Source organism: Kaistia defluvii (assembly GCF_026343955.1).
Taxonomy (GTDB): Bacteria; Pseudomonadota; Alphaproteobacteria; order Rhizobiales; family Kaistiaceae; genus Kaistia; species Kaistia defluvii.
This window is the reverse complement of the sequence record NZ_JAPKNI010000001.1, coordinates 783,105-796,374: the sequence shown is the minus strand read 5'-3', so window position 1 is coordinate 796,374 and position 13,270 is coordinate 783,105. Positions and strand designations below refer to the sequence as shown.

Below are 13,270 nucleotides of genomic sequence, written 5' to 3'. Positions count from 1 at the left end.
CGCATGAGCCAGGACGGCATCCAGGACGACTATCCCCACCTCGCCGGACGGCACACGCCGGAGGGCCATGTGCTGCCGGTGCGGATCTATTTCGAGGACACCGACTTTTCCGGCGTCGTCTATCACGGCTCCTATGTCCGCTTTCTGGAGCGCGGCCGCAGCGATTATGTGCGCCTGCTCGGCGTGCATCACAGCGAGCTGCATGCCGGCGAGACGGGCGAGTCGATCGCCTTCGCCGTGCACCGCATGGAGATCGACTTCAAGCGGCCTGCGCGCATCGACGACGTCGTCGAGGTGCTGACCCGGCCCCGGGAAGTGCGCGGGGCGCGGATCCTGCTGTCGCAGACCATTCGTCGCGGTTCGGAGATCCTGATCGAGGCGGTCGTGACGGTGGTGCTGGTCAATGCGGCGGGCCGGGCGCAGCGAATCCCGGAGAGCCTCGCGCAGCGCTTCGCGGCGGCCCCGAAATAACCATTGCTTAACCATGCCGGCGCTATAGAGAAGGCGTCGCGACAGCATGGGCGAGCTGGCCAAAACGCCCTCAAATGAACAAATTTGAGGGCGAGACAGCCAATCGGATTGTTGTATCCGGCCCGATGCTTGCAAGGACTTGTTCCAAGGCTGGGATCGTCGCCAGGTACCGCGTCCTGTCCTCGCCGGCTGCGAGATGCGAGTGATCAACTCCGAGAGGTTGTAAAGCGAATGAATCCGGTCGACGTGGGCCAGGTAGCGCTCGACGCGCCGGCAAGTCTGTCGCTTTTGTCCCTGTTCTGGCAGGCGCACATCGTCGTCAAGCTGGTGATGCTCGGACTGCTCGTCTCCTCGATCTGGAGCTGGGCCATCATCATCGACAAGGTGCTGCTGTTCGGACGCGTCCGTCGCCAGATGGATCGCTTCGAGAAGGTGTTCTGGTCCGGTCAGTCGCTGGAAGAACTTTACCGCTCGATCTCGACCCGTCCCGCGACCTCTATGGCTGCGCTCTTCGTCGCCGCGATGCGCGAATGGAAGCGCTCGTTCGAATCCGGCGCCCGGTCGCCGATGGGCCTGCAGATGCGCATCGACAAGGTGCTCGACGTGACGCTGTCGCGCGAAGCGGAGCGGCTGGAGAGCCGCTTGCTGTTCCTCGCCACCGTCGGCGCCGCCGGTCCCTTCATCGGCCTGTTCGGCACGGTCTGGGGCATCATGTCCTCGTTCCAGGCCATCGCCGCCTCCAAGAACACCTCGCTGGCCGTCGTGGCGCCCGGTATCGCCGAAGCGCTGATGGCGACCGCGATCGGCCTGTTCGCCGCCATTCCCGCCGTTATCGCCTACAACAAGCTCGCAAGCTCGGCCGGCAAGATCTCGTCGCGGCTCGAGGGCTTCGCCGATGAGTTCTCCGCCATCCTGTCGCGCCAGATCGACGAGAGGGCCTGAGCCATGGGCATGTCGGTCGGCGGTCGGTCGGGAGGCGGTGGACGCGGTGGACGCCGTCGCCGGCGCACGACTGGCGTCATGAGCGAAATCAACGTCACGCCGTTCGTCGACGTCATTCTCGTGCTGCTGATCATCTTCATGGTCTCGGCGCCGCTGCTGACGGCCGGTGTTCCGCTGGACCTGCCGCAGAGCCAGGCCAAGGCGCTCACGGCCGACAAGGATCCGATTTCCGTCAGCATCAATGCCGACGGCAAGATCTTCCTGCAGGACACGGAGATCTCGCTCAACGAGATCGTGCCGAAGCTCAAGGCGATCGCGGCGGCTGGTTATGAAGAGCGCATCTTCGTGCGCGGCGACAAGACCAGCAATTACGGCGCGATCATGCAGGTGATGGGCGCCATCTCGAGCGCCGGCTATCGCAACATCGGGCTTGTCACCGAGGCGACGGACGGCTGATCCATGCGCGTCGGGCTCGCCTTTTCCGCCGTTGCCCACCTCTCGGTTCTCGCCTTGGGGCTCTTCGGGCTGCCCGACAACAAGCCGTTCGATGCGACCATGGTCGAATCGATGCCGGTCGACCTCGTTCCGATCTCGGAGCTGACCAGCCTGCAGAAGGGCAAGAAGACCGCCGAGGTCAAGAACAAGCCGTCTCCGAACAAGCCTTCCGAGAAGGAGACGCCGAAGCCGTCGCCGGCGCCGCCGAAGCCCGCGCAGCCGTCGACGCCGCCGCCTCCGCCGCCCCCGCCGCCGCAGCCCAAGTCGGAACCGACGCCGCCGGCGCCGACCCCGCCTGAGCCCACCCCCGCGCCGCCCGAGCCGACGCCGCCGGAGCCGCCCAAGCCTGCCCCGGCCGAGGTGAAGCCCGAGCCGACGCCCGAACCCGCGCCTGCGCCCAAGGAGGCCGAGGCCACGCCGCCGCAGCCCGCTCCCAAGCCGCGCGTCAAGCCGCAGCCGCCCAAGCCGGTCGAGACCGCCGAGGCGCCGAAGAAGCAGCCGGACAAGCCCGCAAAGCAGCCCTCGCAGAGCACGACGCCGTCGGACTTCGACCCCGACCGTATTGCCGCCCTGCTCGACAAGACCAAGCCGACCGGCGGCGAGACGCGCAGTCAGGAACAGGAATCGTTTGGCGCGGAAGAGGCACGCAATCCGAGCGCCACGATGACGCAGAGCGAGATCGACGCGCTGCGCGCGCAGATCCAGCGCTGCTGGAACATTCCGGTCGGCTGGACGGATCCGAAGGACGTCACCGTCACGATCCGCTTCAAGCTGAACCAGGACGGCACGGTCAATGGCATGCCGTCGATCCAGCAATATCCGGCCAGCCAGTATGGCACGGTCGCCGCGGATCGCGCGGTTGGCGCCGTGCTCCAGTGCGGCCCGTATCAGCTGCCGGTCGAGAAGTATGATCTTTGGAGCGAGGTCCAGATGCGATTCTCTCCGCAAGGATGAGATTCGCCGTCGTCACTGCTCTGCCGTTATCTTCGGCCACAACCGAACCAGCACAGAAGATTTGGATTACAGGAACAGCACCATGACGGTTCACGCCCTCGACAAAGGCGCCGCGGCCGGTCCGCGTCGCCTAACCCGGATGTCCTTCGGAGCGGCCCTTCTTTTCGCCGCTGCCTTCGTGGTGGCGACCGTGCCGTTCACCCAGCGCGCCGAAGCCCTCATCGAGCTCGACGTGACGCAGGGCAATGTCCAGCCGCTGCCGATCGCCATCCCGACCTTCATCGGCGGCACGCCGGCCGACGCACAGCTCGCGGCCGATGTGTCCGGCGTCATCGCCGCCGACCTGAAGCGCTCGGGCCTGTTTCTGCCGCTCGACCCGGCTTCCTTCATCGAGAAGATCGGCAACGCCAACCAGACGCCGAATTTCCAGAGCTGGACGGTGATCAAGGCGCAGGCGCTCGTCACCGGTGGCGTCACCCGCCAGTCCGATGGCCGGCTGCGCGCCGAGTTCCGCCTGTGGGACATCTATGCCGGCCAGCAGATGGCCGGTCAGCAGTTCTACACGACGCCGGAGAACTGGCGTCGGGTGGCCCACATCATCGCCGACGCGATCTATGAGCGGCTGACCGGCGAACAGGGCTATTTCGACAGCCGCGTCGTCTATGTCGATGAGAGCGGCCCCAAGGACAAGCGCGTCAAGCGCCTGGCCATCATGGACCAGGATGGCGCCAACTCGCGCTATCTGACCCGCGGCAATGATCTCGTGCTGACGCCGCGCTTCAATTCTTCCGCGCAGGAAGTGGTCTACATGTCCTACGGCGCCGACCAGCCGCGGGTCTATCTGCTCAATATCGAAACCGGGCAGCGTGAGCTGGTCGGCAATTTTCCGGGCATGACCTTCGCGCCGCGCTTCTCGCCGGATGGCCAGCGCATCGTCATGAGCTTCGAGGACCAGGGCAACGCCAACATTTATGCGATGGATCTGCGTTCGCGCCGCACCACGCGGCTGACCAATTCGGCCTCGATCGACACCAGCCCGTCCTATGCGCCGGATGGCTCGCGCATTGTCTTCACCTCGGATCGTGGCGGCAGCCAGCAGATCTACGTGATGGGCGCAGACGGCTCGAACCCGCAGCGCATCTCGTTCGGCCAGGGTTCCTATTCGACCCCGGTCTGGTCGCCGCGCGGCGATCTGATCGCGTTCACGCGCCAGTCTGCCGGCGGTTTCGCCATCGGCGTGATGAAGCCGGACGGTTCCGGCGAGCGTATTTTGACCGAAGGCTTCCACAATGAAGGTCCGACCTGGTCGCCCAACGGCCGCGTGCTGATGTTCTTCCGCGACACGCCTGGCGCGAATGGCGGACCGCAGCTCTGGTCGGTCGATCTGACCGGCTATAACGAGTTCAAGGTTCCGACGCCCGCCTTCGGCTCGGATCCCGCCTGGTCGCCCTTGATCAACTGAGATCGAGTGGATAGTTTCCAAGCCGTCGGCGCTCTGCGCCGGCGGCTTTTTTCATCGCCGTGCGTATTTCGGTAATCATGTTCCCGCCCCTCGTTAGGCATGTGGGAATCCAGGCTGGGCCTCGTGTTTTCCGGTACCGTATGGCTTCCACGGCCGTGACGTTAATCTCCTCTCAACCACGTTTTTGAACCCGCGCTTAACCAACGGGCTGCTAATACCGCCTCATGTCCGAGTATGGTGGACAAGGAGTTATCTTCATGACGAATACTCACCCCATTCTGCGCGGCGCCAAGTTCGTCGTGTTCCTCGGTGCAGCGCTCGCGTTGGCGGCCTGCGCCAATAAGCCGGGTGCCGGTGGCGCTGGCGGCGCCGGTGGTTACGGCTCCGGCGGCATCGGTTCGGCGAGCCCGGGCAGCGCCCAGGATTTCGTCGTCAATGTCGGCGACCGCATCTTCTTCACGACCGACCAGACCGAAATCTCGTCGGCCAACCGCGCGACCCTCGACAAGCAGGCCCAGTGGCTGCAGCAGTATCCGCGCTACCAGGTCACGATCGAAGGCCATGCCGACGAGCGCGGCACGCGTGAATACAACATCGCGCTGGGCGCCCGTCGCGCCACCAACACCAAGAACTATCTGGTCTCGCGCGGCATCAATCCCGCCCGTATCCGCACGATCTCCTACGGCAAGGAACGGCCCGTCGCCGTCTGCAACGACATTTCCTGCTGGTCGCAGAACCGTCGTGCCGTCACGGTGCTGAACAACGCCGGCTCGTGATCGCAGTCCACCATACGGTTTGACGGAAACGGCGGCCTCTGGCCGCCGTTTCTGTTTGTGCGACGCCGCAATTTGGCCGAACTCACCCCGCCCAGATAGGCAGAAGAAGACGGTAGAGCGGCGGACCCGCGACGATCCTTCAACGGATGGGCTGATGACACAGAGAATTCCGATCCTGACCGCCGTGCTGTTCGCAGCCGGGCTGAGCTTCGCGACGACCGGCCCGGCCGATGCCGGCCTGTTCGACCGCCTGAAGCGCGGCCCGGAGGAACAGGTGCCGCCGGCAGGGGTTGGCGATGGCGGCTTTGCGCCGTCTCAGTCGACCCCGAATGACGGCCAGGCGAGCATGCGCATGGACCGCATCGAGCAGCAGATGCGCGAAATGACCGGCCAGATCGAGCAACTGACCTTCCAGGTCCGCCAGTTGCAGGAACAGCTGCAGCGCGCGCAGGGCGGCGGTGGCGCCGAGACCGGCGCGGGCAAGCGTTCCGAGGCGCCGCCGCTGCGCGCCCGGGTGCCGTCGTCCGCCGCCGCCAACGTTCCGCCCGCCGCACGGGGCGGGGATCCGATCGGCCAGGCGATCGGCTCGACCGATGGCGAGATGGAGGGCAGCGTGCCGGTCGGGCAGGGCGCGCCGCCGCGCGATCTCGGCCAGATCACCCTCGATCCCAACGCGCCGATCGACCTGTCCCAGGGCAGCAGCGCCGTGCCGGGCGCCGCTCCGGGGACGGCTCCGCGCTCGACGGGCAGCGCGCGCGGTGATTATGACGCGGCCTACAGTCTCGTGCTGAAGGGCGATTACGACGTCGCGGAAGCGTCGTTCCAGCAGTTTCTCCGCCAGTATCCGGGCGATCCGCTCGCCGCCGACGCCCAGTACTGGCTCGGCGAAAGCCTCTATGCGCGTCAGGATTATCGCGGCGCCGCCGATTCCTTCCTCTCCGGCTACAAGAAGTATCCCAAGAGTGGCAAGGCGCCCGATATGCTGCTGAAGCTCGGCATGTCGCTCGCCGGCCTCAAGCAGCGCGAGGCGGCCTGCGCCACCTATGCCGAGGTGCTGAAGCAGTATCCGAAGAGCTCGAATGCCCTTGTCCAGCGGGTCAAGCAAGAACAGGCCAGTGCCAGCTGCTGATGGCTCGCTGCTGAACGACGGCGCGCGGCTCGACGAACTTTTCGCACCGTTCGCGGAGACCCGATGCCTGGCCCTTGCCGTTTCCGGCGGCGCCGATTCGCTGGCTCTGCTCCTCCTCGCCCAACGCTGGCGCGCTGCGCGCCTGAGCGGGCCCGAGCTTCTTGTGCTGACCGTCGATCACGGCCTGCGCCCTGAATCGTCCGCCGAGGCCCGGTTTGTCGGCGAGGTCGCGAAACGCCACGGACTTCGGTTCCAGTCCTTGCTCTGGCAGGGGCCGGCTCCCCTGAGCGGCGTCGAGGCCGCCGCCCGCGCCGCGCGCTATGCGCTGCTGCTGGACGCGGCGCGCCAGGCCGGCGCGACCCACCTTGCCACCGCCCATCATCGCGACGACCAGGCCGAGACCTTTCTCATGCGGCTGGCGCGTGGGTCCGGCGTCTACGGGCTGGCCGCCATGGCGCGCGATGTCGAGCGCGACGGCATCCGCCTCGTCCGTCCGCTGCTCGACGTGCCGCATGAGGACCTTGTCGCGGTCGTCCGCGCTGCGGGGCTCCAAGCCGTCGACGACCCGCATAATGCCGATCCCGCCTTCGACCGCGTCCGCTTTCGCCGGCTGATGCCGATCGTCGCTGCCGAAGGGCTCGACGCGGAGACACTGGCGGCTACGGCAAAACGGCTGGGCCGCGCGGCGGCGGCCCTCGACAGCTATGTCGGGCGGCTGTTCGACCGGGCGGCGATCCTCGACGCCACCGGCGGCGTGCGGCTCGATGCCGCCGCCTGGTGCGGGGAGCCGGAGGAGGTGCGCCTGCGGGCGCTTGCCCGCATCCTGCGCGCCGCCGGCGGAGCGCCTTACGTGCCGCGGCTGGAGAGCCTGGAGGCGCTGGAGCTGGCAATGCGTCAGGCGTTGCAGGACGAGCCATCCGGCAAGCTGGCGCGGACCCTGGCCGGGGTGCTTGTCGACCTGCGGCAGGGGGCCTTCCGCTTCCAGCGCGAGCCGGGACGCGAGGGATTGGCCGAAATTACAGTCGAAAGCGGCTTCGTCGGCATCTGGGACGGCCGATTTGCCGTCCGGATGACGGCCGAGGGGGAGGGGGCGTTTACCATCGGCGCGCTGGGAGCCGGGGGGCGGCGACAATTTGCCGTCTGTGTGCCGAAGGGCATGCCGCGCGCCATCGAGGCGCTGCCGGCACTGCGGCGAAATGGCGAAATCATTGCGGTTCCGGGTCTTGGCATCACGGCGGAGGCGAGCCTTGGCGTGGGGTTCGAGGCCTCCTCGCTGGTCGCTCGTCGGATGCTGGAACCGGTCCGATCCGGGGAATGAGCCGCCGGATCTAAACCATCGCCGCATTTTCCGCGCTTTCATTGGCATAGCTCATATTGGCTTAAGCGGTCGGGCCACCTATCTTAGCTTTCAAATGAGCGGCACCTCGGCCGTAATCCTGCCCTTGAAGGGATTCTGATGAACGCGAATTTTCGCAACTTCGCAGTGTGGGTCATTATTGGCCTGCTGCTGATCGCCCTGTTCAACCTGTTTCAGAACCCGGGACCGCGCGCCGCCGGCCAGGATATTGCGTATTCGCAGTTCCTGAGCGACGTCGACAGCGGCCGAGTCAAAAGCGTGGTGATCGCCGGGCAGCAGATCTCCGGCAGCTATACTGACAATTCCAGCTTCCAGACCTTCGCGCCGAATGACGCGGATCTGGTCAAGCGCCTCGAGAACAAGAGCATCTCGATCACGGCGAAGCCGCCGACCGAAGGCGGAACCTCGCTGATCGGCGTGCTGATCTCGTGGTTCCCCATGTTCCTGATCCTCGCGGTCTGGATCTTCTTCATGCGCCAGATGCAGGGCGGCGCCGGCGGCAAGGCGATGGGCTTCGGCAAGTCCAAGGCCAAGCTGCTGACGGAAGCCCATGGCCGCGTCACCTTCGACGACGTCGCCGGTGTCGACGAAGCCAAGGAAGACCTTCAGGAGATCGTCGAGTTCCTGCGTGACCCGCAGAAGTTCCAGCGTCTGGGCGGCCGCATTCCGCGCGGCGTGCTGCTGGTCGGCCCTCCGGGTACCGGCAAGACGCTGACGGCCCGCGCCGTCGCCGGCGAAGCCAATGTGCCGTTCTTCACCATCTCGGGTTCCGACTTCGTCGAAATGTTCGTCGGCGTCGGTGCGTCCCGCGTGCGCGACATGTTCGAGCAGGCGAAGAAGAATTCGCCCTGCATCATCTTCATCGACGAAATCGACGCGGTCGGCCGTCATCGCGGCGCCGGTCTCGGCGGCGGCAATGACGAGCGCGAGCAGACGCTGAACCAGTTGCTGGTCGAGATGGATGGCTTCGAGCAGAACGAAGGCGTGATCATCATCGCCGCGACCAACCGTCCCGACGTGCTGGATCCCGCGCTGCTGCGTCCCGGCCGTTTCGATCGCCAGGTCATGATCCCGAACCCGGACGTCATCGGCCGCGAGAAGATCCTGAAGGTCCATGCCCGCAAGGTGCCGATGGCGCCGGACGTCGACCTGAAGACGCTCGCCCGCGGCACGCCCGGTTTCTCCGGCGCCGATCTAATGAACCTGGTCAATGAAGGTGCCTTGCTCGCGGCCCGCCGCAACAAGCGCATCGTCACCATGGCCGAGTTCGAGGACGCCAAGGACAAGGTGATGATGGGCGCCGAGCGCAAGTCGATGGCCATGACCGCCGAAGAGAAGCGCAACACCGCCTATCACGAGGCCGGCCACGCGATCATCGCGCTGCTGCTCTCGGGCACGATCGACCCGATCCACAAGGCCACGATCATTCCGCGCGGCCGTGCGCTCGGCATGGTGATGACCCTGCCGGAATCCGATCGCTACAACTGGACCTATGAGAAGGCCAAGTCGCGCCTGATCATGCTGTTCGGCGGTCGCGAGGCGGAGATCCTGACTTTCGGTCCGGAGAAGGTGACGACCGGCGCCTCGGGCGACATCCAGATGGCGACCGGGCTCGCGCGCTCCATGGTGATGGAGTGGGGCATGTCGGAGCGTCTTGGCCGCGTGCGCTACCGTTCGAACGAGCAGGAAGTCTTCCTCGGTCATTCGGTCTCGCAATCGACCAACATTTCCGACGAGACCGCCAAGATCATCGACGAGGAAGTGCGCAAGCTGATCGAAGAGGGTGAGAGCGAGGCGCGTCGCCTGATCACGGAAAACCGGGACAAGTTCATCGCCATCGCGGAAGCGCTGCTCGAATACGAGACGCTGTCGGGCGAGGAGATCCGCAACCTCCTCGAAGGCAAGCCGCCGATCCGCGACACCGGGGACGATGTCCCGCCGTCGCGTCCCTCGGTGGTGCCGACGACCCGTGGCCCCCGCCCGAAGGGCGATACCGGCCTCGAGCCGCAGCCGCAGGTCTGATCGACAGGCAATACAAAGAAAGGGCGGGACCGAGGTCCCGCCCTTTTTCTTGTCCGGTTGCCGGGCTCAGGCGGCCTTGCTGGCCGACGTGCCGATCAGCGTTTCGGAATCGGTGATCGTAGCGCCATAGATGGTGCGCAGGTATTCGATGGCCGCCTGGTTGTCGACGCCGTCGAACACGCAGACGCCGTCGGTCGGGATCTCGATGCCATAGCCCCGGATGAACGCGCCATAGCTGGAGTGGCGGACGCAGCAATGCGTGTGCTGGCCGACGATGACGACGTCGGTGACGCCATAGCCCTGCAGGATTTCATGCAGGCCGGTCTCGTCAAACGCGCCGTAAAAGCGCTTGGGGGAGACGATCTCGCGCGCCGCGCCAATTGGCCTCAGCGCGTCGATCACGTCGGCACCGTGCGTCCCGGCCATGGCATGCGGCCCCCAGACGGCGATCTCGGCGTCGTCGGCGCGATGCGCATCGTTGGAATAGACGACCATCCATTCCGGATTGCCGCGGGCATGATCGATCAGCCTGGCGATGACCGGCACGATCTTCGAGGCGTGCATTTCATTCTGAAGCACGCCCGAGTAGAAGTCGTTCAGCATGTCGACGATGATGAGGGCCTTCATATCCTGCTCCTGATTTGGCAAGGGAAGCCCCCCTTGCCACCTCGCCCGGTGCAGGGAAACGCACATTGCATATCCGGCTGAAATATTCGGCTCCCGAACCAATTTACATCCGATCTCGCCGAATTGCTCAATGAAAACTAGACCTTATGGTCAAGGAAATAGAGCGGGTGAGGTGGTCTCCGCAGCGAGGGCTGGTTGCCGCGGCCGGGCCTGTAACAACTGCTTATGATTTTTGAACGGTTTCGCCGCAATGCTGGGTTAAGACTGCCGGCGATTTAGGAGACGGATTCGACGCATGGCTCGCAAATTCTTCGGTACCGACGGCATTCGTGGCAAGGCCAACACCTTCCCGATCACCCCGCAACTGGCGCTGCAGGTGGGGATCGCGGCGGGGCTGGCGTTCCGGAATGGCGGCCATCGGCACCGCGTCGTGATCGGCAAGGACACGCGCCTGTCCGGCTACATGATCGAGCCGGCGCTGACGGCGGGTTTCACGGCCGCCGGCATGGACGTCTTCCTGCTCGGTCCGATGCCGACGCCGGCTGTCGCCATGCTGACCCGCTCGCTGCGCGCCGATCTTGGCGTCATGATCTCCGCTTCGCACAATCCGTATGAGGATAACGGCATCAAGCTGTTCGGTCCGGATGGCTACAAGCTTTCCGATGAGACCGAGCGCAAGATCGAGGCGCTGATCGAAGAGGACTTGTCGGACCGTCTGGCCCAATCGCGCGATCTCGGCCGCGCCAAGCGCATTGATGGCGCGCAGGAGCGCTATGTCGAATTCGCCAAGCGGACGCTGCCGAAGACGCTGGATCTGGCCGGCCTGCGCATCGTCGTCGATTGCGCGAATGGCGCCGCCTACAAGGTTGCCCCAGACGTGCTCTGGGAACTCGGCGCCGAGGTGATCACCATCGGCGCGGAGCCGAACGGCTTCAACATCAACCTCGATGTCGGCTCGACGGCGACGGATGCTCTACGCAAGAAGGTGCACGAGGTCCGGGCGGATATCGGCATTGCGCTGGATGGCGACGCCGACCGGGTCATCATCGTCGACGAGAATGGCGAGGTCGTTGATGGCGACCAGCTGATGGCCGTCGTCGCGCAGTCCTGGGCCGAGGATGGGCTTCTGTCGCAGCCCGGCATCGTGGCCACGGTCATGTCCAATCTCGGCCTGGAGCGTTTTCTGGGCTCGATCGGCCTCAGCCTCGCGCGCACCAAGGTCGGCGACCGCTATGTCGTCGAGCATATGCGCCAGCACGGCTTCAACGTTGGCGGCGAACAGTCCGGCCATCTGATCCTGTCCGACTTCTCGACGACGGGCGACGGCCTTGTCTCGGCGCTGCAGATACTTGCCGTCGTGCGCAAGACCGGCAAGCCGGTCAGCGAAGTCTGCCGCCGCTTCGAGCCGGTGCCGCAGATCCTCAAGAACCTGCGCTTCGGCGGCGGCAAGCCGCTGGAGAAGGCGAGCGTCAAGGCGGCCATCGCCGAGGGCGAGGCCCGGCTTGGCGCCTCGGGTCGCCTGGTGATCCGGCCCTCGGGCACGGAGCCGCTGATCCGCGTCATGGCCGAGGGCGACGATCATGCCCTGGTGGAAGCCGTGGTCGACGACATCATCGGCGCGCTGAAGCAGGTCGCCTGAGCGATCGCGCCCTGTCCTCGCCAATGGCGTCCGCCGCAGGCGCATCTTGCGATGCTGTGGCGGACTTCGCTCCCATCCGGGGGGGCAGGAGGTGCCCGCGGCAGGAGGATGTGTCGAGCTCGGGAACAGCACTTTTGACGCGAAATTTATGCTTAACCTTCCGTTGCGACGGAAAGATCTGGGTTAAGCGGTGTAGTTAATCCAATGTTAAAAGGTTCGGACTGAAATTCCGTCCCATGAAAGTTTCGGGATCGCGCGCGACGTGGTCCGGCCTTCGATGGGGGATAAGGATGACCAGATCTCGAATAGCGGCCCTCGCGATTGCGGCGAGCCTTGGCTTTGGAGCTCCAGGCAGCGTGGCGATGGCAGCGGACCTGGCCTATGTCGAGCCTGTGCCGCTGGCAACCGGCGGCTGGTACCTGCGCGGCGCGATCGGCATGAGCAACCAGCGGCTCGGCAATCTCGACTACCAGTATTTCGAGACGCCCGGCTACGCGACCGAATGGATCAACAAGGGCGATTTCTCGTCCGCCCCGACCTTCAGCCTCGGCGCCGGCTATCAGTTCAACGACTGGTTCCGCGCCGACCTGACCGGCCAGTATCGCGGCAAGGCGGATTTCTCCGCGACGCAGCGCGTGACGCCGCTACAGGGCGCGCCCTATAGCGACGACTACACCGGGCAGAAGTCGGAATGGCTGTTCCTGGCCAATGGCTATGTCGATCTCGGCACCTATCACGGCATCACACCTTATGTCGGTGCCGGCATCGGCACGTCGCGCAACACGATTTCCGGCTTTCGCGACGTGAACACGGAAATGAATGCCGGCGGCTATGCCGGCAGCGCGTCGCAGTGGAACTTTGCCTGGGCGCTGCATGCCGGCCTGGGCTTCAAGGTGACCGAGAACCTCATTTTCGATCTCGGCTACAGCTACACCGATCTCGGCAACGCCAAGACCGCGACGGCCTACAACATCGACCCGAACTATTCGCGGCCGAACGACGGCTTCAAGTTCAAGAACATCACGTCGCATGATGTGAACTTCGGCATCCGCTACCTGTTCAACTGATCGGCTCGCCCGGCAGGCCGGAAGATCCGGCTCGCCCCGGCACGGCATTTTCAGGAAGAGCCCGCCACGGCGCCGTGGCGGGCTTTTTCGTTCAGGGCGTGGCGATCGTGCTCGGCCCCATCGCTGTCGCTAGATCCAGCCCTGCGATTTCGCCGCCTGCAGGATCGTCAGGATCACGATGAGCACGAGCAGGACCAGTTGCCCGGACGGACGGTAGGGAGGGCGGCGCGGGGGCTTGCCGTCGATCGTCATGGGACCTCTCGAGCGCGGGTGAACGAATTTCAGCGCTACCCCATTTAGCCGCGAGAGGCCGATCGACAAAATCTCTA

At 65.3% G+C, this 13,270-nt stretch carries 13 protein-coding genes; 11 read left to right on the top strand and 2 right to left on the bottom strand.

Annotation, left to right across the window (positions count from 1 at the left end; all coding sequences use genetic code 11):
• Positions 1-3: 3 nt before the first annotated feature.
• The 9 genes from ybgC (at position 4) to ftsH (ending at position 9,608) form a co-directional block, all read left to right on the top strand.
• The gene (gene ybgC / locus OSH10_RS03650; RefSeq protein WP_266330186.1) at positions 4-471 is read left to right on the top strand and encodes a tol-pal system-associated acyl-CoA thioesterase; all 468 of its coding nucleotides are present in this window, start codon (positions 4-6) and stop codon (positions 469-471) included.
• A 231-nt stretch (positions 472-702) separates the two neighbouring features.
• Complete coding sequence (gene tolQ, locus OSH10_RS03645; protein WP_266330185.1) at positions 703-1,413, top strand: protein TolQ; 711 nt, start codon at positions 703-705, stop codon at positions 1,411-1,413.
• Positions 1,414-1,416: 3 nt separating this feature from the next.
• Entirely contained in the window at positions 1,417-1,869 is a 453-nt protein-coding gene (gene tolR, locus OSH10_RS03640) for a protein TolR (protein ID WP_266330184.1), read from the top strand.
• Positions 1,870-1,872: 3 nt separating this feature from the next.
• Positions 1,873-2,862: a hypothetical protein gene (locus OSH10_RS03635; RefSeq protein ID WP_266330183.1), complete on the top strand. Its 990-nt coding sequence runs from the start codon at positions 1,873-1,875 to the stop codon at positions 2,860-2,862.
• An 82-nt stretch (positions 2,863-2,944) separates the two neighbouring features.
• A complete protein-coding gene (gene tolB / locus OSH10_RS03630) occupies positions 2,945-4,324 on the top strand; it encodes a Tol-Pal system beta propeller repeat protein TolB (protein WP_266330182.1) in 1,380 nt (459 codons plus the stop codon).
• 257 nt (positions 4,325-4,581) lie between these two features.
• Entirely contained in the window at positions 4,582-5,100 is a 519-nt protein-coding gene (pal, locus tag OSH10_RS03625) for a peptidoglycan-associated lipoprotein Pal (RefSeq protein ID WP_266330181.1), read from the top strand.
• Between the two features lie 154 nt (positions 5,101-5,254).
• The gene (gene ybgF / locus OSH10_RS03620; protein WP_266330180.1) at positions 5,255-6,229 is read left to right on the top strand and encodes a tol-pal system protein YbgF; all 975 of its coding nucleotides are present in this window, start codon (positions 5,255-5,257) and stop codon (positions 6,227-6,229) included.
• Positions 6,216-7,547 carry a tRNA lysidine(34) synthetase TilS gene (gene tilS, locus OSH10_RS03615; protein WP_266330179.1) on the top strand — a complete coding sequence of 444 codons (1,332 nt, stop codon included), beginning with the start codon at positions 6,216-6,218 and terminating at the stop codon, positions 7,545-7,547. Before ybgF ends, tilS begins: the two co-directional genes overlap by 14 nt.
• 138 nt (positions 7,548-7,685) lie before the next feature.
• Positions 7,686-9,608 carry an ATP-dependent zinc metalloprotease FtsH gene (ftsH, locus tag OSH10_RS03610; protein ID WP_266330178.1) on the top strand — a complete coding sequence of 641 codons (1,923 nt, stop codon included), beginning with the start codon at positions 7,686-7,688 and terminating at the stop codon, positions 9,606-9,608.
• A gap of 66 nt (positions 9,609-9,674) precedes the next feature.
• On the opposite strand, the gene OSH10_RS03605 is transcribed toward ftsH, so the two are convergent.
• The gene (locus OSH10_RS03605) at positions 9,675-10,235 is read right to left on the bottom strand and encodes a cysteine hydrolase family protein (RefSeq protein WP_266330177.1); all 561 of its coding nucleotides are present in this window, start codon (positions 10,233-10,235) and stop codon (positions 9,675-9,677) included.
• Positions 10,236-10,530: 295 nt separating this feature from the next.
• Between OSH10_RS03605 and glmM the strand changes: the two genes are divergently transcribed.
• On the top strand, positions 10,531-11,874 hold the full coding sequence (gene glmM / locus OSH10_RS03600) for a phosphoglucosamine mutase (protein WP_266330176.1): 1,344 nt from the start codon (positions 10,531-10,533) through the stop codon (positions 11,872-11,874).
• Between the two features lie 290 nt (positions 11,875-12,164).
• Positions 12,165-12,941, top strand: a complete 777-nt coding sequence (locus OSH10_RS03595) for an outer membrane protein (RefSeq protein ID WP_266330175.1) — start codon at positions 12,165-12,167, stop codon at positions 12,939-12,941.
• A gap of 129 nt (positions 12,942-13,070) precedes the next feature.
• Here the strand turns inward: OSH10_RS03595 and OSH10_RS03590 are convergent, their stop codons facing one another.
• Entirely contained in the window at positions 13,071-13,193 is a 123-nt protein-coding gene (locus OSH10_RS03590; RefSeq protein ID WP_266330174.1) for a hypothetical protein, read from the bottom strand.
• Positions 13,194-13,270 lie beyond the last annotated feature (77 nt).